The organism is Halobacteriovorax sp. DA5, assembly GCF_002903145.1.
GTDB lineage: Bacteria > Bdellovibrionota > Bacteriovoracia > Bacteriovoracales > Bacteriovoracaceae > Halobacteriovorax_A.
The window spans coordinates 24,174-49,561 of sequence record NZ_PPDJ01000008.1; the positions used below are offsets into that span (position 1 = coordinate 24,174).

23 protein-coding genes are annotated in these 25,388 nt (G+C 36.0%); 4 read left to right on the plus strand and 19 right to left on the minus strand.

All coding sequences use genetic code 11. The features are described 5' to 3' along the window. Positions 1-17 precede the first annotated feature (17 nt). Positions 18-449, plus strand: coding sequence for a FliG C-terminal domain-containing protein (locus tag C0Z22_RS10895; RefSeq protein WP_103218405.1), 432 nt, complete (start codon positions 18-20; stop codon positions 447-449). Here C0Z22_RS10895 and C0Z22_RS10900 read toward each other — a convergent pair. The 7 genes from C0Z22_RS10900 to glmU all read right to left on the minus strand — a co-directional run bounded on the left by C0Z22_RS10900 (position 444) and on the right by glmU (position 9,950). Then, a complete protein-coding gene (locus C0Z22_RS10900; RefSeq protein WP_103218406.1) occupies positions 444-821 on the minus strand; it encodes a hypothetical protein in 378 nt (125 codons plus the stop codon). The genes C0Z22_RS10895 and C0Z22_RS10900 overlap by 6 nt on opposite strands. Next, positions 814-1,257, minus strand: coding sequence for a cyclic nucleotide-binding domain-containing protein (locus C0Z22_RS10905; RefSeq protein ID WP_158246901.1), 444 nt, complete (start codon positions 1,255-1,257; stop codon positions 814-816). Before C0Z22_RS10905 ends, C0Z22_RS10900 begins: the two co-directional genes overlap by 8 nt. Continuing rightward, entirely contained in the window at positions 1,238-2,146 is a 909-nt protein-coding gene (locus tag C0Z22_RS10910) for a hypothetical protein (protein WP_103218408.1), read from the minus strand. Before C0Z22_RS10910 ends, C0Z22_RS10905 begins: the two co-directional genes overlap by 20 nt. Next, a complete protein-coding gene (locus tag C0Z22_RS10915; protein WP_103218409.1) occupies positions 2,139-4,376 on the minus strand; it encodes a hypothetical protein in 2,238 nt (745 codons plus the stop codon). The genes C0Z22_RS10910 and C0Z22_RS10915 overlap by 8 nt, the downstream gene beginning before the upstream one ends. 18 nt (positions 4,377-4,394) lie before the next feature. Further along, positions 4,395-6,626: an ATP-dependent helicase gene (locus tag C0Z22_RS10920; protein ID WP_103218410.1), complete on the minus strand. Its 2,232-nt coding sequence runs from the start codon at positions 6,624-6,626 to the stop codon at positions 4,395-4,397. Between the two features lie 26 nt (positions 6,627-6,652). Then, complete coding sequence (gene glmS / locus C0Z22_RS10925; protein ID WP_103218411.1) at positions 6,653-8,482, minus strand: glutamine--fructose-6-phosphate transaminase (isomerizing); 1,830 nt, start codon at positions 8,480-8,482, stop codon at positions 6,653-6,655. Between the two features lie 79 nt (positions 8,483-8,561). Then, positions 8,562-9,950: a bifunctional UDP-N-acetylglucosamine diphosphorylase/glucosamine-1-phosphate N-acetyltransferase GlmU gene (gene glmU / locus C0Z22_RS10930; RefSeq protein WP_103218412.1), complete on the minus strand. Its 1,389-nt coding sequence runs from the start codon at positions 9,948-9,950 to the stop codon at positions 8,562-8,564. Between the two features lie 206 nt (positions 9,951-10,156). On the opposite strand from glmU, the gene lon reads away from it, so the two are divergent. The 3 genes from lon (at position 10,157) to C0Z22_RS10945 (ending at position 13,399) form a co-directional block, all read left to right on the plus strand. Beyond that, on the plus strand, positions 10,157-12,580 hold the full coding sequence (lon, locus tag C0Z22_RS10935) for an endopeptidase La (RefSeq protein WP_103218413.1): 2,424 nt from the start codon (positions 10,157-10,159) through the stop codon (positions 12,578-12,580). A 62-nt stretch (positions 12,581-12,642) separates the two neighbouring features. Next, entirely contained in the window at positions 12,643-13,038 is a 396-nt protein-coding gene (locus C0Z22_RS10940) for a response regulator (protein WP_158246902.1), read from the plus strand. A 4-nt stretch (positions 13,039-13,042) separates the two neighbouring features. Then, entirely contained in the window at positions 13,043-13,399 is a 357-nt protein-coding gene (locus C0Z22_RS10945) for a hypothetical protein (protein ID WP_103218415.1), read from the plus strand. A 1-nt stretch (position 13,400) separates the two neighbouring features. Here C0Z22_RS10945 and C0Z22_RS10950 read toward each other — a convergent pair whose 3' ends face one another. The 12 genes from C0Z22_RS10950 to C0Z22_RS11005 all read right to left on the minus strand — a co-directional run bounded on the left by C0Z22_RS10950 (position 13,401) and on the right by C0Z22_RS11005 (position 25,387). Then, positions 13,401-13,613 (minus strand): hypothetical protein, encoded by a 213-nt coding sequence (locus C0Z22_RS10950; RefSeq protein ID WP_103218416.1) that lies wholly within the window; start codon positions 13,611-13,613, stop codon positions 13,401-13,403. Between the two features lie 136 nt (positions 13,614-13,749). Next, positions 13,750-14,814: a PQQ-dependent sugar dehydrogenase gene (locus C0Z22_RS10955; RefSeq protein ID WP_103218417.1), complete on the minus strand. Its 1,065-nt coding sequence runs from the start codon at positions 14,812-14,814 to the stop codon at positions 13,750-13,752. Positions 14,815-14,840: 26 nt separating this feature from the next. After that, entirely contained in the window at positions 14,841-15,458 is a 618-nt protein-coding gene (locus C0Z22_RS10960) for a hypothetical protein (RefSeq protein ID WP_146037870.1), read from the minus strand. A 67-nt stretch (positions 15,459-15,525) separates the two neighbouring features. Beyond that, entirely contained in the window at positions 15,526-16,890 is a 1,365-nt protein-coding gene (locus tag C0Z22_RS10965) for an aldehyde dehydrogenase family protein (RefSeq protein ID WP_103218709.1), read from the minus strand. Between the two features lie 99 nt (positions 16,891-16,989). Continuing rightward, positions 16,990-17,175, minus strand: a complete 186-nt coding sequence (locus C0Z22_RS10970; RefSeq protein ID WP_103218419.1) for a hypothetical protein — start codon at positions 17,173-17,175, stop codon at positions 16,990-16,992. 189 nt (positions 17,176-17,364) lie between these two features. Further along, the gene (locus tag C0Z22_RS10975) at positions 17,365-17,562 is read right to left on the minus strand and encodes a hypothetical protein (protein WP_103218420.1); all 198 of its coding nucleotides are present in this window, start codon (positions 17,560-17,562) and stop codon (positions 17,365-17,367) included. A gap of 12 nt (positions 17,563-17,574) precedes the next feature. Then, positions 17,575-19,206: an RHS repeat domain-containing protein gene (locus C0Z22_RS10980; protein WP_103218421.1), complete on the minus strand. Its 1,632-nt coding sequence runs from the start codon at positions 19,204-19,206 to the stop codon at positions 17,575-17,577. Positions 19,207-19,294: 88 nt separating this feature from the next. Then, the gene (locus tag C0Z22_RS10985; protein WP_103218422.1) at positions 19,295-20,185 is read right to left on the minus strand and encodes a type II secretion system F family protein; all 891 of its coding nucleotides are present in this window, start codon (positions 20,183-20,185) and stop codon (positions 19,295-19,297) included. Between the two features lie 15 nt (positions 20,186-20,200). Beyond that, positions 20,201-22,456, minus strand: coding sequence for an ATPase, T2SS/T4P/T4SS family (locus tag C0Z22_RS10990; RefSeq protein WP_103218423.1), 2,256 nt, complete (start codon positions 22,454-22,456; stop codon positions 20,201-20,203). Then, on the minus strand, positions 22,456-23,979 hold the full coding sequence (locus C0Z22_RS10995) for a pilus assembly protein N-terminal domain-containing protein (protein WP_103218424.1): 1,524 nt from the start codon (positions 23,977-23,979) through the stop codon (positions 22,456-22,458). Before C0Z22_RS10995 ends, C0Z22_RS10990 begins: the two co-directional genes overlap by 1 nt. After that, a complete protein-coding gene (cpaB, locus tag C0Z22_RS11000) occupies positions 23,979-24,794 on the minus strand; it encodes a Flp pilus assembly protein CpaB (protein ID WP_103218425.1) in 816 nt (271 codons plus the stop codon). The genes C0Z22_RS10995 and cpaB overlap by 1 nt, the downstream gene beginning before the upstream one ends. Before the next feature lie 83 nt (positions 24,795-24,877). Further along, a complete protein-coding gene (locus C0Z22_RS11005; RefSeq protein WP_146037871.1) occupies positions 24,878-25,387 on the minus strand; it encodes a hypothetical protein in 510 nt (169 codons plus the stop codon). Position 25,388: the final 1 nt, after the last annotated feature.

The window sequence follows — 25,388 nt, forward strand, 5'->3', positions numbered from 1 at the left end:
CTCCCAAAGGAAAGTAAATGGAAGCTAATAAGCAAAATGGTGGTGTATTTATAAATGGAAAGGCTCAAATTATTGAGATGCTGAAGTTTATGAATGCGGATGAAAGGGCGACTCTTTTGAAAAATATTCAAATGAGAAATCCTACACTTGCTAAAGAACTTTATGCTGAAAGTATTACTTTCGATACGATCTATGCACTAGATGAGATCGACTTAAATCAAGTAGTTAAATTTATTAAGGCACCAGTGATTGGTGTTGCACTTAAAGAATGTGAGAAATCTTTTCAAAAGAAAGTTCTTACAATTTTACCTAGAGAAGCGGCAGAAGAAGCCTACTCTTACCTAGTAAAAAATCTTGGTGCAAATGAAGCACGCGATATTCAAAGAGCAAGAAAGCGTGTCACAGATACTATTGTCGCCCTCAACAACAGAGGACGACTAAGTCTATAAATCACATTTATAATTAATTTTACGATCATCGATTTGGGGGCAGTTCTTGATATTGCCCTCAAATTCTGCCCTCAACTCTTTTGTATTTAACTGAAGATCTAATAGCTCTATCTGAAGAAGTATTCCATCCTCACTCAACTGATCAAGACATTTTGCCTTAATAGAATATTCACACTTGGCAGGATTTATCTTAGCAAGATTAACAAGAGCATTTTTTAGTCTCTCATTTCCATTGGCCTTCTTCTCTATCCAGCTATCAATATCATCGCGAACTCCATTTGAGTTAGCATCAGCTCCACCATGCCAATCATTATTATTGCCACTACATCCTATTAAGAACGCACAAAGAAAGAATAACGATAGTCTATTCATTGATTAACTTCCTAAATTTAGCTTCTACTTCATCAGTAAAAACAAAGTCGCTACTTTTAGTTGTATCGAATATTTTATGTTCTGCTAAAATATTAATAGCACTATCAAGACGATCGATTGTTGTGTTAACAATTTTTTTAAGCCACAGTTCATTTGAGTCGATAATTTTTGAAATTTCTGTAATTGGAATTGGGACGACTTCAACATCCTCAATTGTAAAACAAGACTCATCATAAACCTTACGATTGATTCCCCCCGAAACACCTAAGAAATCACCTTTCTTATGAGTACCAGTTGGTACAAGTCTTCCACTTTGTTCTTTTACAGTTAAAAGCGTTCCTGACTTCACAAGGAAGACAAATTCAGCACTTGCACTTTCTTTAAAAAGTAGGCTTTCAATCTCAACCTTACTCGTTTCATACGCGGTAAACGTCATCGATCTCTCCTCTAAGTGCCGTACCATAACGAAGTCCATAAGTTGAAAAATGGATATTCTTCGCTTCAATCTTATTTAGAATAGTCTGTGCACAAATCGCTCCAGACTGTATTGTTTTTGATCTTTTTCCAAGAAAAGCAAATTGTTTTCCAAGAGCTTTCGAATCTACTAATTGTATTCGATCAGTACTTTCATTAAAATCAGCTAATGAAATTGAATATTCATTAATAGCTTCCGCATTATAAGAATCTTCACCAGAAAACATTAATGCTAAACTAGTAAGAGTTCCAGCAACACCAATAACATCCTGTCCAAGATAAGATTCTAGGTTAAAGCTTTCAAAAATTTCATCTATTTTATTTCTTAGTTGGCCATCTCTAATCCAGTCATCAACTCGAACTGAACCAATTGGTAAAGAAACCGTTTCAATTATTTCAAACGGCTTTGTCTTTATTAAAATTAATTCACTAGAAGCTCCACCAACATCTAAAATAAGTTGTTTTTTGGATTTCTTCTTCATCATTTCATTTATACCAAAAGCAGTATAGAAAGCCTCTCCTTCTCCAGATATAATTTCAATATCCAAATCAAGTTCAGACTTAATTCTAGAGAAAAAATCAGGTGCATTCTTAGCAACACGAGAAGCTTCTGTTGCAGTAATAATAATATTTTTGCAACCTAATCTTAGACATTCCTCTTTATACTCTTTTAAAGCTTTAAAAGTATCTTCCATTGATTTTTCTTGAAAAACACCTTCTTTATCTAAACCTCGTCCAAGTCCTGTAATTGTAGAAAACTCTTGAACAATTTCCTTTGTATCGCGATCAATAACGAGCAAAAGTGTAGAGTTCGATCCGATATCGACCGAAGCAATTAAGTTTTTAGTCATTTTTAAAAATACCCTTAAATAATTTTTTAATTTTGCCTTTATTTTTTTGAAGGACTTTATCTGATTCTTTCTTTAATAAATTTTTTGCGGCACTCTTTGCTAACTCTTCGAGAGTATATTTATAGTCAGTATTTAGCGCATACCCAATACCTTCTAATCGAAAAGGAATTTTAGCTGTTCCATAGTCTCTATTCAGATCATGCTTTAATTCTTCTTCATTAACAACAACCGCTCCAAGTAATTCACCTGGGGCCTTGAAATCAATTTTCCCATTGCCTTCTAAAGCATATTTTCCTTCATCTAAAATAACCTTATAACTTTTAAATTGATGATAGCGATCGTCTAGGCGTCCATTAAAAGATACTTCGTTAATGTCACCGTTAATTGTAATATCTTTGCTCGCTAACTTATCAAGCTTCTGAAATAAGTTTCCAACTACCTTACCTAAGTTTATTTTATGCAGCTTAGCTTCTTTGATATTTAAAGCGACATTGAAGTCATACTCTTTACCAATCATTTTACCATCTAAATTACCCGACGCTTTACCTTCAATTGATTTAACAATACCTTTTGGAATAAAAAGAGCAGCGCTTACAATATCAACGTCAGTGAATGAAGCTTTTAGTTCAGTAGTTTTTCCCTTCTTATGAATCTCAGACTCAAGATTCAGATTCAAAGGAGCAGTCCCAAGTTTAAGCCTATTTGTAGAAATACTTAATTTCTTTCTATTTACACTTATACCTAACTGACCATTAATCGGTGATTCACCTAAAATAACATTCGAGAATTTAATCTTTGATTTTACAGGATAGTTTGAAAATACCTCACCACTTGTACTAGAAATATCAATATCAGTATTCTCATCTTTTTCTTCGACATCTCGAACCGTTTTATGTTCCGGCATCTTTTCTTTAATTTCTGTCGGAATTTGAATATCTTGTAAATGTAAATTCACTGTAGAAGTTTTTAAATAATCGAAACGGTCAACTCCTAAAACAAAAGGTGTAGACTGACCTACTTTTACAATACCTTCCAATAACTTCAACTCAATTGCAGATCGGATTTGCTTGCTATTGAGATTATTTTTCACATTAACATTTACAGGAATTCCAAGTGCAACGAGATTGCTATCAACTGTCGTTGTAAGACTTGGGAATAGCTTCTCATTTTTCGAAGTGATGCTTCCCTCAACTCTCAGATTGCCATCTTTAATTTTAACGCCATAATCTGCAACATTTACAAAATAAGAAACAATATTTTCAAGATTACTTTCTAAATTTATATTATGTAACTTTAATATTCCCTTTTCTAAGTCGTAGTCTAATTTCGATTTCATGAACTGATGTTCTTCCAGAGCAACCACAACCTTTGAAGACATCAATTTCTTTTCAACATCACCGTCCATTTTTACAGAGAATTTTTTTAATGGCTTAACAATTAGATTCGACTTTATGTTATTAATATCAACTTCGGCATTAAAGTTCAGTTTTTTCTCTTCTAACCATCTATCTAGTACCGTCTCTCCAATAATGAGAAGGTCAAATGATGTTTCATTTGTTTTTCCTTTCGAAAGAATGAAGTGAGACTTAAGTTCAAAAACAGAAGTTGTATTAAAACCAATATCTCTTAAAGCAAGTTTTTCAATTTTTACTTCACCAAAACCACTATCTCTTAATGCATAATTTGCATTAATATTTGTTACGTTAAAGTTTAGTGAGGCGTCAGAGAAAAAACTTAAGACGGCCAGACCAGGGCCATTATCTTCACTTTCTTCTTTTATCTTGATTGATTTTTTATCTTCCTGCTCAAAGCTTACAACTGCTTTTGAGGCAAAAGAGTTTTCCCAATTTGATCCCTTCTTAAATTCTATATAGCTAACTTTAGGATTATCAATATTAACAGAAATTGTTCCGTAACCCATTAACATCGTCCAAAATGGAATCTCTATTTGAAGATTTTCAAATGAGCATAGAGGTAGTTTTCTTCCACCATGAGGATAGAGAATATCAACTCCTCTAATATTCACTTTAGAGTTAAGGCCTAGGGAATAGTCTAGAGACTGCGTTAAAACTTCCGCATTAGGTAATGTTTTTTGCAGCTGTGTTGTAAAGGCTTGTCTAATTGCATCTGGTTTTAAGTTTCGTTTAGCAACAATTAAAATAATTGCAGAAAAAACAATTAGAAACGCTAAAAATAAAAAAATTATTTTTAATGGTGACTTAGTTTTCACATACCCTCCAATGGTATTTTAGATTAAAGTCAGTGGCGCAAACTTTGCCATAAATTTCTTTTGTGCACCGTCATTAAATTTAATCGTTACCTTTTCATCTCCTGAAGGTCCGATACATTCTAAAACCGTTCCTTCTCCATAAAGAGAGTGAACAATCCTTGAACCCTTAGGATAAGTTACTTTTTTTGCACTTATACTTGGCGATTTTTCAACTCGGTAAACTGGTTCATCATCGTAAACTGGATCGCATAGATCGTCCCAATCATCATCCATTGATTGTTGGCGTCCACCACCTAGCTTTTTCCATATATAAAATTTATTCGGTATTTCTTGGATAAATCGACTGAAGCCATTAAAGCGTAGCTGACCAAATAACATTCGACCTTGGGCAAATGTAATATAAAGTCTCTTCATCGCTCTTGTCATCGCAACGTAGAAAAGTCGACGCTCCTCCTCTATTGCTGTTTCTCCATTTTCAATCGATTGATAACTTGGAAAAACAGTCTCTTCAACTCCTGTCACAAAGACATATTCAAACTCAAGCCCTTTTGCTCCGTGAATCGTCATTAAAGAAACTTCGCCTTGATTCTCTTCTTCTTGTCCAATTGCTGAGTTATCAAGAGTTATCGTTTCTAGAAATGCTCCGAAACGTCCGTTAGGGTTCTGATCCTCAAATTGTGTAAATGCACTTCCAAGCTCTTCAAGGTTTTCCATTCGAGCTTGAGACTCATAGTCCTTTGCAGCTCGAAGCATTTCCCAATAACCAGATTCATAAAGGAGCTTTTCATAAACGGTCTCTAATGCTTCCCCCTCATCATGAGCTACTTTAGCTTCAGTAATGAGATGTACAAATTGAGACAGTGAAGACTTAACTCGAGACGAAAGCCTTATATGTTTAAAATCTTCTGGGTTATCCACAACTCTATTCACAACTTCCCAAAGAGAACTATCTGACTTAATCGCCTCCTCTTCAATCTTTCTTAAAGTTGTGGCACCAATTCCACGAGTTGGTACATTGATAATTCGACTTAATGCTAGCGAGTCCTTGTCATTAACAAGAAGTCTAATATAAGCAATTAGATCTTTAATTTCTTTTCTTTCGTAAAACTTAATCCCACCAACAACTCGATATGGGATATTTGATTTTCTAAGTGCATCTTCAATTTGTCTCGACTGAGAATTCGTACGATAGAAGACGGCCATTTCATCGTAATTGACTCCATCTTCACTATGATGATGGATTAATTGTTCAGCGACAAAATCAGATTCTTCTCTATCACTAGAGCACTCAACGATCTCAATTGATTCACCTTCTGGATTATCAGTCCACATACTCTTGCCTTTACGCTGAGTATTTCGTGCAATTACAGCTCCTGCTGCTTCAATAATATTTTTAGAAGAACGGTAATTTTGTTCCAACTTTAAAATTTGAGCATCACTATAAACTTCTTCAAAGTCTAAGATGTTTCGAATATCCGCTCCACGCCAAGAATAGATCGATTGATCTTCATCCCCAACAACACAAATATTCCTTCTTTTCTTTGCTAGTTTTGTGACTAGGTCGAATTGGGCACGGTTCGTATCCTGATACTCGTCGACAAGAATATAACGAAAACGCTCTTGATATCTTTCGAGTACTTCTGGAAATTTTTCAAATAATTGAATAACACCAGAAATAAGGCCACCGAAGTCAGTGGCGTTAGCTTTGTGCAACTCTTTTTCGTATTCAAGATACATATCGTAGAAAATATCATCACTTTCTACTTCATAATCTTTATCTGAAATATCACGATCAGGATAATGACCGTGATTTTTTAGGTCTTCAATAAAATATAAAACTTCAAATGGAGAAGTTTCTTTTTGCGAAATTCCACGTCGATTTAAAATCGCTTTAACAACACTTTTTTGCTCACTAGTATCATAAATCGTAAAATTTCTACTAAGGCCTAAGTAATTTGCCTCAGACCTTAGCATTTTTGCACAAAAAGAGTGGAAAGTAGTAACTTGAAGAGCACCAACATCACAACTTACATCACGTCCGACACGATCTCGCATTTCTTTAGCGGCTTTATTTGAGAAAGTAAGTGCCAATAGTTGAAATGGAGAAATATTCTTCTCTTCTAAAAGATACGCAATCTTTGTAACAAGAGTTCTCGTTTTTCCAGATCCTGCACCAGCAAGGATCATCATTGGTCCATCAATCTCTTTAACGGCTTGACGTTGTTGAATATTGAGGTGGTCTAACTTCATTAAAATTCCTATTTACTCTTTTCTTTTTATTCAACAGTAACTGACTTTGCCAGGTTTCTTGGCTTATCAATATCTGTCCCTAAATTCTTCGCAATATAATAAGCAAGAAGTTGGTTTACTACGTTTACGTAAAGTGGTGCCAAGTCTCCAAGCCCGTCAAAGTCTAATTCAATATAGTGATCAGAGATCTCTCTTAAATCTTCCTTACCTTTTGGACCAATTGAAACAATAAGACCTTTACGTGCCTTAATTTCTTGAATATTCGAAACTGTTTTTTCAAATAAATCTTCACCGACTAGGGCAACGTTAACTTTCTCTTCATCAATAAGAGCAATTGGACCATGCTTTAACTCACCTGAAGCATAACCTTCGGCGTGAACGTAAGCGATTTCTTTGAGCTTTAGTGCTCCTTCTAGGGCAATTGGAAAATATGCTCCACGACCAGTATAGAAGAAACCTTTATACTTATAAATTGCATCAGCAACATCTTTAATTGGTTTTGTATTATCTAAAAGTTGCTCAACTCTTTCAGCAAGAAGACTATAGCGTGAAGAAAGAGAGTTTCTTAAATCATCAGACATACCACCATTAGAAATAACTTCTGAAAGAGTCTTTCCAGTTAATACTTGTTGAGTAAATGCCTTTGTTGAAGCAACACCAATCTCAACACCTGCGCGAATCATAAGATTCACATCACAGTCACGATAAAGAGTAGATCCTTCAGTGTTTACAATTGAAAGTGATTTCATTCCTTTCTCTTTACACATCGTTTGCGCAGCTAAAGTATCTGCTGTTTCACCAGACTGAGAGATGAACATTGCTAGTTCATTTTGACTAAGAATTGGATTGCGGTAGCGGAACTCACTTGCAACTTCTGTAAAACATCTAATGCGATTATTTGATTCGAAGTAATCTTTAATTACAAGACCAGCATAGTAAGCAGTACCACAAGCTGTAATACTAATTGCATCCATTGGTAGTTTAATTGCTGACTCTAAACTCTCTTTTCCTTCACCTTGAAAGTAATATTGAGTTAGAGAACGAATTAACTCAGGCTGTTCGTGAATTTCTTTAAGCATATAGTGCTCAAAATCACCTTTAGATGCAGGATCGTGATCGATCGTTTGCTCTTTTGACATATAACGATGAGTCTTAGATCCATCAAGCTCATAAAAATTTAATAGCTGATTATTTTTTACACTTAGGTGACAAAGAACATTATCTTCAGGGAAGTAAATTCGAGTGGCCATACCAGCAAGAGCATATGGATCACTTGAAACAAATACTTCAGAATTTACTTCATTACTTCCACATACTAATGGAGCACCTTTTTTAATTGCAAAGATTTCATCTGTTTCACGATTTAATACAACAAATGCAGAAAATCCTTCAATTCTTTCAAATGATTTAATTACAGCTTCTTTGATTGGAGTACCTTGGCGTTTATGAAAAATTAAAAGCCCAAGAAATGTTTCCGAGTCAGTTTCTGATTCGAAATAAATCCCTTGTTCTTTAAGTTCGTTTCTAATTTCATTGGCATTTTCAATGATTCCATTGTGAACCATCGCAATTCCATCTTTAGTCGAAACGTGTGGGTGCGCATTGTAATCTGTTACACCACCGTGAGTGGCCCAACGAGTGTGCCCAATACAAGATCTTGCATGAATATCTTTACCTTCAAGCTCAGCTTCAAGGTTTCCAATTTTTCCTTCTTTTTTATAAACGAGAAGCTCATCATTTTTGCTGATGAAACTAACTCCAGCTGAATCGTACCCACGGTACTCTAATCTTCTAAGTCCTTCTAGAACAACGTCAACTGAATTTGATGGCCCAAGATGCCCAACAATTCCGCACATAGTCACTTCCTTATATGTTTAAAAAATACTAATTAAAGAAAGATACCATTATGCGGGCGAAAATAAAATTTTTGCGAGCCTATTTGTCGCTTTTTTTCCTAATGAAACGCCTTGCCATTCCTTCTTTCGTCTCTTGACGCCCTCTGGCAATTGCAAATGATCCATCTGGCATACTTTTGCTAATTGTTGAACCTGATGCAACATAGCATTCTTTACCAATCTCAATAGGTGCAATCATTTGTGAATCTGATCCAATAAAAGATCCATCACCAATAATTGTTTTGTGCTTATTGGCCCCGTCGTAATTACAAGTAATGAAGCCACAACCAATATTTACATTGTCGCCAATTTCAGCATCTCCTGCATAGCTTAAGTGTGAAACAGCTGACTTTTTACCAATCTTAGATTTTTTTATTTCGACAAAGTTTCCAATTTTTGCACCTTCACCAATATCACTTCCTGGACGAAGCTGCGCCATCGGTCCAATTGAAGCGCCTTTTGAAACTTTTGAATCTGTAATATATGAATTGGCCTTAATAATGGCTCCATCTTCAATGATTGAATTCTTAATTGTTACACCTTGCTCAATCACTACATTTTTTCCAATCACTGTTTTGTCATCGATAAAAGCATTTTGATAAAGTTGTGTTCCTTGTCCAATATTTTTAGAATAACAGTAAGTATGCGAAGGATCTGAGAAACGCACTCCCGCTTCTAACATCAGGAAACGAGCAATTGAGCGCCTTAGATAAATATCTGCATCTGAAAGTTGAATAAGGTTATTTACACCTAAAAACTCACGAGCATCTTCAAAAAGAAGTGGAGTTACATTGGCTTCAGGGTTAAAGGTATCCGTAAGGTAAAACTCACCTGACTTATTATTATCAGAAAGATTGAATACATGATCCATTAAATAAAGTGTTTTAAAAATATAAAGACCCGAGTTAACTTCTGTCACAAGTCTTTGCTCTTCAGTTGCATCTTTTTCTTCAACAATCTGAAAGCCTGTCCCCTTACGAATAATTCTTCCGTAACCTGTAGGATTACTTGCTGAAAAAGTTGCACAAACTGCATTTGAACCTTTCTCAATCTCTTCAATGAGAGCGTTAATTGTTTCTTTTGTAATTAATGGTGTATCTGCACATGTCACAATTGTATAATCATAGCCACGAGAGTTTTCAAAATCCTTCAAATAAGTCTGAACGGCATGCCCTGTCCCTAATTGCTCTTTTTGATAAACGTAATTTATACCTGTAAAGCGTTCATTAACATGTTCTTCAACAAGTTCACGTTGATGACCAGTAACTAAAGTGATATCTCCAAAATCTTTAAATGTTTCGATGACATAATCGACTAAAGTATTTTGGTGTAAAGGTGCAAGAGGTTTTGGAATATCCATTTTAAGTCTTGTTCCCTTACCTGCAGCTAATACAACTACCGCAACTTTCTTCGTTGTCTTCTGTGACATATAAAAACTCCTAATAACCGACTATATCGGTCTCTTTTCACTCTATGCGATTACAACACATTAACTAAATCATAGCAAAAAAATCAGTTAAAAAACTCAAAAAAATCACGCATTTTCGCTCTTTTTATTAAAGAGTTTTTTTTATTGCCCGATGTTAATTAAGAACAAATTGCCTATATTGCGCCGACCTGTTGGAGGAAAGATTTATGGTTACAAATTACGAGGGTGAGAACATTGAGTTTAAGGAAGAATTGGCCCTCTTACCAATCCGAGACTTAGTTATTTATCCATTTATGATTTTACCTCTATTTGTTGGTAGAGAAGCATCAATCAAAGCTATTGACCACGCTATTAATCATTCAGATCGTCTGATTCTACTTTCGAGTCAGAAAGATATTGTTGCGGAACATCCTGCACCAGAAGAGATTTATGAACTTGGTACTGTTGCCATGATCATGAGAATGAGAAAACTTCCTGATGGAAGAATCAAAATTCTAGTTCAAGGTTTATCAAAAGCTAGAATTACTTCATTTGAACAACAATCACCTTTCTATATTACTAAAGTTGAAAAGGTTGAAGATATTACGACTGATAGCTCTAATATTGCAACGACTGCACTTATGAGAACTATTAAAGAACAACTTGAAAAAGTTATTCAACTCGGAAAAGTTCTTTCTCCAGATATCTTAATGGTTCTAGAAGATATTACAGATGCCTCAAGACTAGCGGATTTAATTGCATCAAACTTAAATCTACACGTTTCTGAAGCACAAACAATTCTTGAAACATTAGATCCAGTTGATCGCCTACACGCAATCAATGATATTCTAAATCGTGAATTAGAAATCCTAATGATGCAACAGAAGATGAAGACAAACTCTTCAACTGAAAGTGCAAATCAAAGAGATGTATTCCTTAAGGAACAGATCAAGGCAATTAAATCAGAACTTGGTGATGGTTCTTCAGAGCAAGATGAATTCGCAGAATTCAAGAAAAGAGTTGAAGAAGCAGGTATGCCAGAAGAAGTTCTTAAAGAAACGACAAAGCAACTGGCACGTCTAGAGAAGATGCACCCAGATTCATCTGAAGCAAGCATCATGAGAAATTATATTGAGTGGATGTGTGACCTTCCATGGAGTAAAAAATCTGAAGAGCATATTGATCTTGACTCAGCTCTTGAGATTCTTGATGAAGATCACTTTGAACTTACTCAAATCAAAGAAAGAATTCTTGAGCACCTAGCAGTTAGACAACTTAAGGGTGATGATATGAAAGGACCAATCCTATGTTTCCAAGGTCCTCCTGGTGTTGGTAAAACTTCACTTGGGAAGTCAATTGCTCGTGCTACGGGAAGAGAGTTTGTAAGAATTTCTCTTGGTGGTGTTAAAGATGAAGCAGAGATTAGAGGTCATAGAAGAACATATGTTGGAGCAATGCCAGGTCGTTTTATCCAAGCGATGAAGCAAGCAAAAACAAACAACCCTGTTGTTCTACTTGACGAAATCGACAAGCTATCTGGTGACTACAAAGGTGATCCATCTGCAGCTCTACTTGAAGTACTTGATCCTGAACAAAATGTAGAGTTTAGAGATCACTACCTAAACGTACCATTTGATCTTTCAAACTGTATGTTTATTGCGACTTCAAATATGCTTGAAAATATTCCAGGTCCATTAAGAGATCGTATGGAAGTAATCAATCTATCTGGTTACACAAGAGAAGAAAAAGTTGAAATCTCTAAGAGATATATCATTCCAAAGCAAATGGATGAAAATGGTATCAATGATGAGCACGTAGTATTTACTGATGAAGGTGTTGAGAGTGTTATCGAGCACTACACATCTGAAGCGGGCCTTCGTAATCTAGAAAGAAGAATCGGTACACTATGTCGTAAAGTTGCAATGAAAATTGCAAAAGGCGATATGGGAAAAACACACATCGTGAAAGATACTGTTGTTAAATACCTTGGTCCACCAATCTTCGTAAAAGAAGATCACAAAGATGAGGATGAAGTTGGAGTGTCAACTGGTCTAGCTTGGACATCTCATGGTGGTGAAGTTCTTTACATCGAAACAACAAAGATGAAAGGACAAGGACTAACTCTTACAGGTCAACTTGGTGACGTAATGAAAGAGTCTGCAAAAACAGCAATTAACTACATCAGATCACGTGCACTTTACATGGGAATTGATGAAGATATTTTTGAAAACCACGAGTTTCACGTACACTTACCAGCTGGAGCCACTCCAAAAGATGGACCTTCTGCAGGTATCACGCTAGCAACTGCCCTAGTATCAAATTGTACAGGCGTTCCAGTAAGTCGTGATGTTGCAATGACTGGTGAGATTACTTTAACAGGTAAAGTTCTTCCAATTGGTGGACTAAAAGAAAAAGCATTAGCTGCTCTTAGAATGGGTATCTCAACAGTTGTTATCCCATGGGGCAACAAGAAAGATCTTGTTGATATCCCTGAAAACCTAAGAGAACAGATTAATTTTGTTCCTGTTAAAACAATTGATGAAGTTCTTGATATCGCTCTAGTAGATTGGGCAGGTTACAAGAAAGAAGTTCAAATGAAAAAAGTGGACGAAAAACATCAAGAAAAAAGAAAAGCAGGCGTTGCCGCTTAAATAATGAGGGCCAACAAGGCCCTCTTTTTTTTTATCCAACATTAACTTAAAATGGAATGTATATGGGAAAAGAAGAAATGAAAGTAATGATTGTTGATGACTCTGAGATCTCTAGAACTTCTGTTAAAGATATTTTAGAGCAAGAAGGATATGAGGTCGTTGGCTGTGTTGGAAATGCACAGGAAGCGCTAAAACTATCTTTTGACGTTTCGCCAACTCTATTTATCATTGATGTTATTATGCCTGAAATTAGTGGCCTAGAACTAGCTGAATCAGTAGCAAATAACTTCCCTAATGCAAAAATTATGATGATGTCTTCACTTGATATTGAATCTGTTTGTATTGAAGCGATTTCATCTGGAGCGCAAGACTTCTTAGTAAAGCCATTTAAGCGTGAAGATCTACTTAGAGCAGTTGACAAGTTGACTCACGATATAGCATCAGAAAAAGCGAGTTAATTTAATGTTTAGGTTTTTAATTTATTTCACAATTAGTTTTCTTATTTTAGCTTTTCCAGTTTCTAAAAGTTCAACAGTATTTGATAGTGTAAATAAACCTTTGAAGCCTTATACTCAAAAAGTTTACTCAACGATAGCTTTTTACCTAAGTACTAGCCTTAGTGAAGGTAAAGAAATAACTGTAAAGCTATTCAATAATACTGCAAAAAAAGTGGATTATGTTAAACGAGAATCTTCTGGGTTTGCGAAGCCTGTCGCAAAGAAAGCTCAGGACCTCGACGCTCTCGATGACTATCAACATGGTGAGTACACTGTTGAAGAACGTGAGGCCCTTTTAAAAGTATTACGAGAAAGTGAATAGATTATTGATTGATCGACTTTGACTCAGTCTCTCTTTCAACTGTCCCACCAGAACTCGCAATTAACTCATCAATTTCTTGCATTTTTTGTTTGAGGTTTAGTCCCCTCGTTTCACAAATAGAATCATCAGATGTATTAGTCGATGCTTCTTTTACTCCGGCAAACACCTGAGCTGATAGTAGTGTTAGTACAGATAATAAAAATAACTTTTTCATAATACTTCTCCTTTTGTAGTCACTATATTCAATGCATGATGTATGCCAACAAAAGGACTTGTGTTTTCAACAACTTAAACACTAGTAAATGTTTAAGATGTATACGATTTTTCGTTGCTGTCTAGATTTTTAACACTTACCTTACAACCTTTAGTATCTTACCCGAATCAGTCGTTAAATAGAGCTCTCCGGCCGGTGAAATAGCTATCTGGCGCATCCTTTCTTCAAGCTCCTCAAGATAGCTTTCTTGTGCAATAACCTTATTACCATCCATTTTAAGCCTTCTGAGATGCTCACTTCCCAAGGCCGCTAAAAAGATATCTCCTTGCCAGTCCTTATATTTATTTCCTTCATATACAACCATACCAGATGGCGAGATACTTGGTGTCCAGTGCACAAGGGGCTGCTCCATTCCCTTCTTCTTCTCTTCACCAATGCTTGGGCCCCAATATTCTTTTCCATATGTAATTACTGGCCATCCATAATTAAGCCCAGGTTTTACTAGATTGAGTTCATCGCCACCACGCGGCCCAAACTCACAGCTAAAGACATCTCCTTTCTGGTTCATCCCAATGCCCTGTGGATTGCGATGTCCATAACTCCAAATTTCTTTTAGGGCACCACTTTTATTCTCAAATGGGTTTCCTTTTGCAGCACTACCATCAAAATTTAAACGAAGAATTTTACCATTATGATAAGAGAGATCTTGTGCATATTTTCTTTCTCCGCGATCTCCTACAGTCATAAATAAAAAGTTACCTTTAAATAATAAACGTGAACCGAAGTGGCGAGTCGTATCACTTATAATCTTAGTTTCTAAAAGAACTTCAGACTTTTTCAGTTGAGCATTAGAGTATTGCGCACGAGCTAAAGTTGTAACAACGGCCCCTTTAACTTCAGAAGAATATGTGAAATATGCATAGGACTTATCACCTATTTTTTTATAGACAATATCTAGCATTCCACCTTGGCCACGGGCCTTCACACTAGGAGCGAGTAAGTCTTTTGTTTGTTTAGTTTCAAAGTTATGATACTTGATCTTTCCACCTCTTTCAGTGAAAAGAATTTCATTTTCATTGATAAAAGTAAGTCCCCAAATAATGTCATTTGTTTTAAAGACTTCTTTTGCAGCTACTTTAGCTAGGGTAGTAATTGATAAAAAACAGCTTAAGATTAAAATAATTGTTTTGAGACTTTTCATAGAAAAAGTCTATCATGTTAGAAAGATTACGGAAGTAAAAACATATTAAAGTCAAATTGATTACTAGACTGATCAACTTCGATTATATCTCCTCCACCTATGGATTCTTCATGGCGACTTATACGGGAAGAGAACTTCAATCTTTTAACTTTTTCATTAGCAACTCTATAGTCTGTGGATGAATGCATTTCGTCATATTCAACAACATCTCCAGTCCTAAGGTCTAGAATAAGATTTAGTGATTCATTATTTTCATTTCGTATAATGAGCTCTGGGTATAAACTATGTTTTGATAATTCAGAAATAATATTTTCTTCTAAACGATAAGGAGGCTGTCCTCCATATAAACGAATAGAATTAACATCACCCAAGATCTTCACAAAATCTGAAATTGCGCCATTCAACTTAGTCCCACTATCAAGATGGGCCAATATCGATTTTCCATCTGCATTACTCATAACGACAGCAACACAAGTTGTAACTCCATATGTCTGTACAAATGAATGCCTCTGCGAAGATGTATAGATATATTCTCTTTGAAAAACCTCAGGGATATCAGCACGATCTAAAATAGTTAGTGCTAAAGAAGAATTAGCAAATATAAGTGAGCTTAATAAAAGAATATAAAAATGGGCCATTTTCATGACCCTATTATACTAATAATTAATATAAGTTTTTGAGTATTGAAAAGCTTTCAATGACCGTAAATTATTAAGACAGTAGATTCATAATTTTACGGACAAATGAAACCTTCTTTTCATAAGGAGGGTAACGTAGATCATTTTCTAAACAAAAGCTTCTCTTCATAACGGCTTTTTCATGAGAGAAAAGCTTAAATGAGAACTCACCGTGATATGCCCCCATTCCTGACTCACCTACGCCACCAAATGGCAGCTTTTCATTTGATAAGTGTACAATCGTATCATTAATGACCATTCCACCACTGCTAATGCTTTCAATAACCTTTTTCTTATCGCTATTAGAATCAAGAAAAGCATAACAAGCAAGCGGCTTATCATAGCTTTTAACAAACTCAATTGACTCATCTAAACTTTCAGAGTTGATAATAGGCATAATAGGGCCAAATATTTCATCCTTCATAATTGCACTATCTTTGTTGGCCCTTACATAAGTTGGAGAAATATATAATTGTCCCTTATCAACATCTCCACCAATAACAATGTCGTCTTGATTGATCAGAGATGAGAGTCTATCAAAATGCCTCTCATTAATAATTCTACCGTAGTCACCACTTTGTTTAATTTCATCACTATAGAATTTTCTTAAATATTTTTGGGTCGCTTTGAGAAAAGCATCTTCATCTGATTTTTTTATTAGAATATAATCTGGAGCAACGCATGTTTGACCAGCATTAAAAAATTTCCCCCATACAATTCTCTTAGCAGCTAAATCGATATTCTTCGTTCCAACAATCGCTGGTGATTTACCACCTAACTCGAGAGTTAAGGGTGTTAGAAACTTGGCCGCTGCCGCCATCACAATTCGACCGACATGACCATTTCCAGTATAGAAGATATAATCAAATTTTAAACTCAATAGCTCTGTTGTCTCCGCGACACCACCTTCAATAACTGCAGCTATCTCACTATCTAAAGCGTTAGTTATAATTGTATTAATTATTTTAGAAGTGGCAGGCGCTAACTCTGAAGGTTTAACAATAACTTTATTGCCTGCCGCAATTGCTCCAATTAGAGGAACCATGGCCAATTGAAATGGGTAATTCCAAGGAGCGATAACTAAAACTTGTCCATACGGTTCACTATGTATAGCACTTCGAGCAGGCATAAAAGGAAGCGGAGAGAAAACCTTTTTAGGCTTCATCCACTTTTTCAACTTTTTCTTTATGAGCTTAATTTCATGTAAACAAAAATCAATTTCAGAAAGATAAGACTCAAATGCACTCTTGTTTAAGTCAGCTTTAAGTGCAGCTAAAATATCCCTCTCACGGGCCTTTATTTCAGCTTCTAAAGCTTCAAGGGCACTGATACGGTCATAGTAGTTTAAATTTTCACGCCCTTTCTGAGCACAATATGCAGTCGTTATATTATTGTCCATAAATGTATTATAGCTGTATTTGAGGAGTTCAGGCAAAAAAAAGCCTGACTACGTGGCCAGGCTTTTTAAGGAGTTGAATATAATTGTTTGAGTTAAATTTTATTGTCCAATCGATTGAGTTGATGAACTTGATGATGTTGGTGCTGCTGCTGGAGCTTCCGCTTCTACACTTGCTACACTATCAGAGCTTGCATACATATCATCACAGCTAGTTCCTGACTCATCTAATGCAAATACATTTGTTACACTTAATAGAAATAAAAATACTAATGCTAACTTTTTCATAATTTCCCCCATTATGGTTTTGTTTCTTTGCTATTTATAAAGCAAGGAAAATGCCAACTTTTCGGATGTCTTTTTAAGTAGTTAGAGCAATAGAGGGTGTAATATTTTGTACAGTGTTTAGATTTTTAACAAAAAAAGGCCCGTTTCATAACGGGCCCTTTAGTATAAGATAATAAATTTAAAATAATCTTATTGTTGATCAGATGTAGTTCCACCTGGTGTTGCCGGCACTTCAGATGAAGATGGTATAGCAGTTGTAGGTGATGTATCTCTGTTATCTAAGTTAACTTTTGGACACTCACCATCTTTTTCACCAGTAGCCGCACTTTCTGCAGCAAAAATACTAAATGATCCAAGAACCAATAAAAGCGTTAGTAGTTTCTTCATATATCCCTCCAATTACATATTTAGGTTTACACCAGCAGGCTTAACAATTGCTAAGAGTGATTGGAAGGCCTGAGTAACTTGTAAGGCCATCTTATGTCCTGCTTTCGATTCTACTTTTAGAATCTCACCGTAGTTATCGTATTTAACGTTGATCTTTCCTACTTTATTCATAGTAATCTCAACTGGCTTACCTTGAGCATTGTATTGAAACTCAAGAGCTCTTTTCTGCTTAGTCTTTTTATTTAAATCCATCATTTTTGAAATACGACCTTTAGAATCGTAAAGTAAAACAACAGACATACCTTTAGAGTTATTAGCTTTCTTAAGGTTACCCTTCTTATCATAGTCAAACTCTGTCCAACCACGTGGGTTAACTACTTTAGTAATCTTCTTAAATTGCTTGTGATACTCAAGCTCTACAAAGTCACCTCTTGAAGAAGCCTTTTTAACAAGTAGTCCATCTTTATTATATTCAAAATTAGTTACGTGATTTCCTCTCTTAATCTGTTTTGGAAGAGAACAACACTCTGTATAAATCGTCTCTGTTTTAAGTCCATTAATTACAGTAAGGATTCTGTAAGTATAGTGAGATCCGTCTGGTTTCTTCTTGATCTCGTACTCATAACGATTTACAACTTCTTTCTTAGTTGGTGATTTCTTTGCTACTAAAGTCCAGTAGTGGAAATCAGGGTTTTTAGGATTACTCTCATATGAGTACTTAATTACTTCACCACTTCTCTTTGTAAGTTCTTTTACAAATTGAGTTTTCTTTTCATAAGCAATCTTTTGAGTTGATCCATCTTTATAAGTAATAAGAGTCATATTATGATTAGCATCGTAATCATACTTGAAATGATTCCCTGAAATATCTTTTGCATCTACTAAGTTATAATTTGTGTCATAAGTATAAGTCGTCTTTTTACCAGCACCAGATTCTACTGATTTCACAAGACCATTTGGATACCACTTAAAAAAGATTTGCTTGGCCATTGAGTCCTTGATTGACTTTAGTGAACCTTCTTTCGTGTAATCAAGATTAACAACATATCCGTTCTTATCTTTTACTTGAATAAGCTTACCTTCTTTATCAAAGTGGTTCTCTTTTCCATCATTATACTTTCTAATATAACCTTTAGCTGTCTTTACGACTTTTTGCAGCCCGCGAACATTTGAGTATAGTTCAGTTCCCACTGCAAGGTTTGAAGATACATTGAACTTCTTAGCATATGCTTGTCTAAGTTCAGCATCATTTGTAAGCTTCGTAACAAGAGTCTTTGCAACTGTCGTCGAAAGAGAAGTTTTCTTTCTCATCACATCAACGATTTTCTCTGCCGCTGCTTTAGGATCTACAGCCTGTCTTGGAGTGAAACGAGTCTTAGCACCTGAACCATTCTCGTGAACTGTTACAGAACCATCTGCTGAAACAACTAAGAAAGTTTCATAATCAGAACCCCAACCATAACCAAACCACCCCTTTCCAGGAGATTTAGAGTTGTACGTTCTTTCAACAACTAGGTCATTCCCACCACCAGGTACGATAATATCCGTGTACGTAATGTAGAAATTTCCGTTTTTCAGATTTACACCAGCAATCGATGCCAGTGAAAACAAACATAGTACTAATAGTTTTAAACTGATCCTCATGACTTGTATCCTTATTTAGTTAAAGAATCTTCATTCTCTCCATAGGCATATCGGAGGCCTTTAACTAAAACTTAAACATATAATAACTTTATTCTTTAATTTTCACTATTTTAAGAATGAAGAAGGTTCCAACACCGTCTAAAACACAGGCGACTACAAATAAGACAATCCCAATGGCCGAAGAAAACATCTTTGGTAGCAGAGTTGGATCATTTGCAGAGAAAATAGCTAGAATTACAAAGGGCATGGCCGCAATTGTGAAGCCCTGAAACTTTCCCTGGGCCGTGGCGGTATCGATTTTTTGCTTCAATCTAATGCGTTCACGAATAACAGTGACAATAGTGTCAAAAACTTCAGCAAGATTACCACCGGTTTCGCGTAAAATATTAACACTTGAAACGAACATATCATTGTCTTGAGTAGGAATTCTTTCTGCCAAGTTTTCGAAGCACTCCTCTAAAGTTACCCCAACTCTGTTCTGCTGCAGGATAATATTAAATTCTTCAGAAATAGGAGGAGGCATCTCATCAACAACCATACCAAGAGCTTGAGGTACTGATAGACCTGCTCTAAGACCATTTGAAAGCAGAGTTAGACCATCTACCATCTGGTTTTGATAAGCTAAAATACGACGATTAACGAGGTAATCAACAACAGGTTTAGGCGCCTTAAATCCTACAAAACCAACGATTAGGCCAAGAAACGCTCCACCACCCCAACTTCCAAATAAACCAAAAGTAATAAGAGTTAGAGTTCCAAGTCCAAATGACAATGCTAGGAGTGCATACGTAACATGATCTGGCTTAACGTCGATAAAAAGTAATTCAAACTTTTCTAAAATATATGTTCGAGTACCAAATGTTTGTTTTTCAATTAAATCAAAAATACCAACTGAATAGCGATAACAAAATAGAAAGAAGATTAAACCAATAAGTCCAATTAATCCACTTCGTCCTATTTGTTCAATAAAAAAACTCATTTATACCTCTATATCCTAAGCCTTCTTCTTCACAGGTGGTGCACCATTGCCTGGTCTTGGTCTAGCTTGAGGCTGACCCGGTCGTGGCCTTTGTTGTCCCTGCTGTGGAGGTCTCTTATTTGGAGGTGGTGGTGCTTTCTTATCAGCGTTAGCAGGTGTGGCCCCACCACTAGCACCAGGAGCATTCGAAAATAAACCACGAGGAATATTGTAACCTTGTCTTTCAAGGGTTTCGATAAACTTTGGAATAAAACCAGTCGCCTGATGGGAGCCAATAATTTTCCCGTTCTTATCGATATCTTTTTGTTGAAAGAGGAAAATATCTTGAAGAGTAACAACCTCTCCCTGAATACCACCAATTTCAGTAATATGTGTAATCTTACGAGAACCATCATCCAGACGTGAAGCTTGAATGATCAAATGAACTGCGTTGGCAATCATTTCACGAATTGCTTTTGGAGTAAGACCAGCTCCTGCATACTGTACAAGGGTTTCAATACGTCCAATACACTCTCTTGGATTGTTTGAGTGAACTGTCGTTAGAGAACCATCGTGCCCTGTCCCCATAGCTTGGAGCATATCCAGTGTTTCACCACCACGACACTCACCAACAACAATACGCTCAGGACGCATTCTTAGACATTGCTTTACTAGACAACGAATATCAATTTCTCCATCGCCTTCAAGTGAAGGAGGGCGTGTTTCTAAACGAACAACGTGCTCTTGAGGAAAACTAAGTTCAGCAGAGTCTTCACAAGTAATAATACGTTCATTGGCCTGAATAAAACTTCCCAAAATATTTACCAGTGTTGTTTTCCCGGAACCAGTACCACCAGAAACAATTATATTCTTATGTCCTTCAACAGCGATACGTAAGAAGTCCGCCATATTCTGAGTGAAAGAACCGAATTGAACAAGGTGTTTATAAGTAAGTCTCTCTTCAGGGAATTTACGAATTGTAATACAGCATCCGTCAATTGCAGAAGGAGGAATAATTGCATGAACCCTAGAACCATCATGCAAGCGGGCATCAACGTATGGAGTCTTTTCATCAATACGACGACCAATTGGAGCAACAATTCTTTCAATAACGTTAAGAACCTGTCTATCGTTTGAAAAAGTTACTTTTGAAAGCTTAACCTTTCCATCTTCTTCATAGTAAATCTTATTAGGTCCAACAACCATAATTTCAGAGATTGACGAATCAGCAAGCAAGTCCTCTAGAGGCCCTAGTCCCAAGGCTTCATCTAGAATTTCTTTAACAATGCTATTCATATCATCGCGATTGTTTAAGATGCCTTTTGTATCTTCTTTACCAAGTAAATCAATAACGACTTTCTTAGTCTTTTCTTTAAGAATAATTTTCGCTTTCGGATCGTTATCATCATCTTTAGATAGATCCATTTCTTCAACAAGACCTTTATGAATTCTAAGTTTTAGATCTCGCCATCCATTTGCAGCAGCTCCAGTTGGACGCTCTTGTTTTGTACCAACATCATTAGGTTTATTAAGCTTAGCCAATTGACTAAGAATTCCCTTTCCATTGATTGTACGAACTAACTCTGTGACACCTTTAGCAAAAGCACTATTTTTAGCCGCCAGCATAACTGGTTTCTTCTGATTAATGGCCATTGCACAAGTTTGTTCATCTTTTTGAATTTGAGCTAAAACAGGGCGACCAACAGATTTCCCGGCCACATCAGCAGTTACAGGATGACCTTTTTGCGCCTGATTAAAAACAAAATGAATCATTTCTTTAGGAAACATCATTGTTATTAATTCTGAAACAAGGCGCTTAGTCTGATTTAGAGCAAGAAGGTCTGGAGTTATCACAACTAAAATCATCGTTGAATGCTCTAAAGCCTTTGCAGTGAGATCAGTGATTTCCGTTCCAACGTCAATAACAGTGAGTGGATACATGCTTTTTACGGCTTTAAGTACCTTACCAGCTCCATCAACACTCATCCCTTCAGTTGCTACAGGATCATTTGGTAAACCAATATAATGAACACCACTTGGGTGCATATTTACGAATGGCTGAAAAGTTCGTGGATCAATATTTCCATTAAAATTAAAAAGATCTTTTAAGTTCTTATTTGTTTTAATTCCAGTTAACAAATTTAAGTCACCACTAGCTCTTTGATCGAAATCAAGAAGTAATGTCTTAGATCGCTTTTCACCACTGAAAGCAAAAGCTAGGTTTGTAGCAACTTGGGATTTCCCTACGCCGCCTTTACCACCAATGACTGTAATAATATGACCTTCGGCCACTATGGCCCCCTCTTTCTAAATTTTCTTTTAATATCTTCAGTACCAGTTGAGGCACTCTCAATAATCTCAGGAGTGATAAAAACAACAAATTGCTCTTTAGATTTTGAAACATCTTTTGAGCGTACAAATGAGAACAAAGAAAAAACTTGTCCTTCTTCACTTCCATCACTACCAGTTGTTGAAACACCATCAGGTGGGTCTTTGTCATATTCGGTAGCAGTTTTATTAATTGAAATACCACCAACAACTGCTGATTCACGAGACTTAACAATAATTTTCGTATCGAGATTATTAGTTTGTTTATCTGTTCCTTGAGAAGAAGAAACACCAAGAATAATATCAAGATTAATTTTTTCTTCTTGTAGAATCTTAGGTGTTACATCTAAGTTAAATCCCGCTTCGATAACTTTTGCTTGTTGGAACTCCCCAGTACCAACCGCAACGTTCCTCTCAGAACCCTTAGATAACTTTGCCTTTTCACCATCTTTAGTGATCACCATCCCAGATTGAACAATTCGAGCATAACCAGCTGCTTTAGCAGAACTCAGTTTAGGAAATAGTTGTGAGATTGTTCCACCAAAACTACCAGCAGATGAAGTCGTTACTGTTCCACCATTTTCAGTACGTCCAAAAACGATCTGTCCACCTGTTGTTCCAACGCTTGGATTCCATTTAAATCCAAAGACACGATTATAATCTTTTGAAAGCTCAACAAATTGAGCAGTTATTTTAATAAGTTTTGCGGCTTGAGGTGGCTGAGGCTTTCTATTGATGGCCAGAAAGTTTCTAATAATCTCACCCTTATCAAGTTGCTGAACAGAATCTGTTCTTCTAGCTAAACTTTGAATTCTATCAGGTAAGTATGTCGCCGCGATTTTAACAGCAAGGTTACTTTCTTCTTCTGAGTTTACAATTCCTTCTAATAAATATGAATTATTAAAGAATCTAACTGTTACATCTTTTAAGTTATTTCTTCTTAGACCTTCTTGCATTTCTCGAGAAATAATTAAATAAGTCTGTGGTGAAACTTCAACAAGGTTCTTAACATCTGGGTAATCTTCTAAAACTTTTACAATTCGCCCAATATCTCCAGGAACAATAATCTTTCCTTCAACAAAGACCTTACCACCCTTCAAGTTTATTTCTAAACCTTCAATTGGTCCTAATTGTTCTTTAATTTCTGCAATAAGCTTTGACTTCTCTGTTGCAGTAACAGTTACAAGATAACGCTTTTTAATAGCACCTAAGCGATCTCGAACAGTAACAGAAGTAATACCAGGTGCTTCACCTTTTAAAACAAGCTCACTTGTTCCCGCCGCAGTATTAACTGGTTGTACTTTAAGAATTCTTTGATTTGCAATTTGTACACTTCGAGATGTTATTGTGAAATCAATTGGTAAAACTTTATCAATACCAAGAACTACCTCTACTTTTTCTTCAGATACCCCAATACCAGAAGAGGCCTGCTGAGCGCTGGCCGTTAATGCAAATATAAATAGAGTTAAGTACGTTAATATTCTCATTAATTCTTTTTCTTATATTTTTCGTTAAAGAAGGCCCTTGCCTCATTCTTATCAGTATCCGAAAGAATATCGTAGAGTCGAGTTCCTTCGATCATTGCCTTCTCACCATCATTAATATTTCTTAAAGTCAGAATTGGTTTATTTGGTTGGAATACATAAAGATGCGCAATCTTCTGAGCTTGAAATGGACTAAGCTCTAACGTTACTGTTGTATAATTAGAGTAAGTGTTAAGTTTCATTTTTCTTACAACTTCCTCTGTTTTAACACCAATTAGAGGAATATTATTTGAAACACTCATCCCTGTTGAAAGAACACGAACATCTTGAAGGATTGTAACGATTTTTTCTTGATCTTTTCTCGCTCCACCTGTGTAATCAATCGGTGCTAGAACATCGACACGATCACCAGGACGAATAAGCTTTCCTACTGAACTTCTTTCATCAACTTGGAAAGCAATTGCACGCATCCCCACTGTAACTTCTCTTGAAAGACCTGTACTCTCTCCAGGATATGTTACACGTGGTTTTGTAATTTGCTCGCCTTTTAGAATTGGAACTGTCGCAATTGTATTTTCAATTTCTTTTACTGTTTTAAAACTTCCAGGAGCTAAGAATTTCTGTGGAACTGTAATAATTGAAACCTTCGTTTCATCCAGTAGATCGAACTCGCGAATATCTTCTTTAGCAACAAGAACAGAACTCATTGTTCCATACTTTTTAATCAAAGCAGATTGTTGATCTTCGATATAAGTGTGGACCATAAACATGGCAACACCTGCAATAATAAGGGCCAGCGTAAAAGCTCTAGTATTCATAAAACATCCTGTTTTACTTCGTTAAGTAATCACTTAATATTTTAACAAAAAACAAGCATTTAGTTACAATGAGGCATTTTTGGCTACTTATAGCTACAAGAAGTGACCGGAGAAAGGATAGTGGCATCATTGGCCCTAAATAAAACATCACCTGGTTTAGTGAAGGTCTCACCACAGACTCCAAACAAAGTGAACACCTTAATACAATTTGTATCCTCTGGATCACCTGCTTCTTCGCAATTTTCATCTTCAGCTGCGGCCCAAGGAAGAGTTGGAATTTTAAAGCTTGATGAAATCGGTGTACTATTAGATTGTAGTGTTTTATTCCAACCAATCATAAAGCCTCCAACCTCAGTGAACGTCCCACTTAAGCTTCTGATATCATTTCCACCAATTCCATCAGAGTTTCCTTTAAGAATATAAAATGTATATGTTCGAGTTGCTTTATTCTGATTAATCGATGCATTGATTGAGTTGCCTACTGTAATGAGCATCACAACCATATAAAGAAGAATTGGAATAAAAATCATCGCCTCAAATAAGGCCTGTCCTTCTTCATTGTTAAATATTGTTCTTTTCTGATCTGCACTCAAG

Excerpts from the sequence above, each read along its gene's own strand:
- C0Z22_RS10895 (WP_103218405.1), top strand. The coding sequence starts at position 18 with ATGGAAGCTAATAAGCAAAATGGTGGTGTATTTATAAATGGAAAGGCT.
- C0Z22_RS10955 (WP_103218417.1), bottom strand. The coding sequence starts at position 14,814 with ATGAAAAGTCTCAAAACAATTATTTTAATCTTAAGCTGTTTTTTATCA.
- C0Z22_RS10975 (WP_103218420.1), bottom strand. The coding sequence starts at position 17,562 with ATGAAGAAACTACTAACGCTTTTATTGGTTCTTGGATCATTTAGTATT.
- C0Z22_RS10970 (WP_103218419.1), bottom strand. The coding sequence starts at position 17,175 with ATGAAAAAGTTAGCATTAGTATTTTTATTTCTATTAAGTGTAACAAAT.
- C0Z22_RS10940 (WP_158246902.1), top strand. The coding sequence starts at position 12,643 with ATGGGAAAAGAAGAAATGAAAGTAATGATTGTTGATGACTCTGAGATC.
- C0Z22_RS10985 (WP_103218422.1), bottom strand. The coding sequence starts at position 20,185 with ATGAGTTTTTTTATTGAACAAATAGGACGAAGTGGATTAATTGGACTT.
- lon (WP_103218413.1), top strand. The coding sequence starts at position 10,157 with ATGGTTACAAATTACGAGGGTGAGAACATTGAGTTTAAGGAAGAATTG.
- C0Z22_RS10920 (WP_103218410.1), bottom strand. The coding sequence starts at position 6,626 with ATGAAGTTAGACCACCTCAATATTCAACAACGTCAAGCCGTTAAAGAG.
- C0Z22_RS10900 (WP_103218406.1), bottom strand. The coding sequence starts at position 821 with ATGAATAGACTATCGTTATTCTTTCTTTGTGCGTTCTTAATAGGATGT.
- cpaB (WP_103218425.1), bottom strand. The coding sequence starts at position 24,794 with ATGAATACTAGAGCTTTTACGCTGGCCCTTATTATTGCAGGTGTTGCC.
- glmS (WP_103218411.1), bottom strand. The coding sequence starts at position 8,482 with ATGTGCGGAATTGTTGGGCATCTTGGGCCATCAAATTCAGTTGACGTT.
- C0Z22_RS10960 (WP_146037870.1), bottom strand. The coding sequence starts at position 15,458 with ATGAAAATGGCCCATTTTTATATTCTTTTATTAAGCTCACTTATATTT.
- C0Z22_RS10945 (WP_103218415.1), top strand. The coding sequence starts at position 13,043 with ATGTTTAGGTTTTTAATTTATTTCACAATTAGTTTTCTTATTTTAGCT.
- C0Z22_RS10965 (WP_103218709.1), bottom strand. The coding sequence starts at position 16,890 with ATGGACAATAATATAACGACTGCATATTGTGCTCAGAAAGGGCGTGAA.
- C0Z22_RS10995 (WP_103218424.1), bottom strand. The coding sequence starts at position 23,979 with ATGAGAATATTAACGTACTTAACTCTATTTATATTTGCATTAACGGCC.
- C0Z22_RS10910 (WP_103218408.1), bottom strand. The coding sequence starts at position 2,146 with ATGACTAAAAACTTAATTGCTTCGGTCGATATCGGATCGAACTCTACA.
- C0Z22_RS10950 (WP_103218416.1), bottom strand. The coding sequence starts at position 13,613 with ATGAAAAAGTTATTTTTATTATCTGTACTAACACTACTATCAGCTCAG.
- C0Z22_RS10905 (WP_158246901.1), bottom strand. The coding sequence starts at position 1,257 with ATGACGTTTACCGCGTATGAAACGAGTAAGGTTGAGATTGAAAGCCTA.
- glmU (WP_103218412.1), bottom strand. The coding sequence starts at position 9,950 with ATGTCACAGAAGACAACGAAGAAAGTTGCGGTAGTTGTATTAGCTGCA.
- C0Z22_RS10980 (WP_103218421.1), bottom strand. The coding sequence starts at position 19,206 with ATGAGGATCAGTTTAAAACTATTAGTACTATGTTTGTTTTCACTGGCA.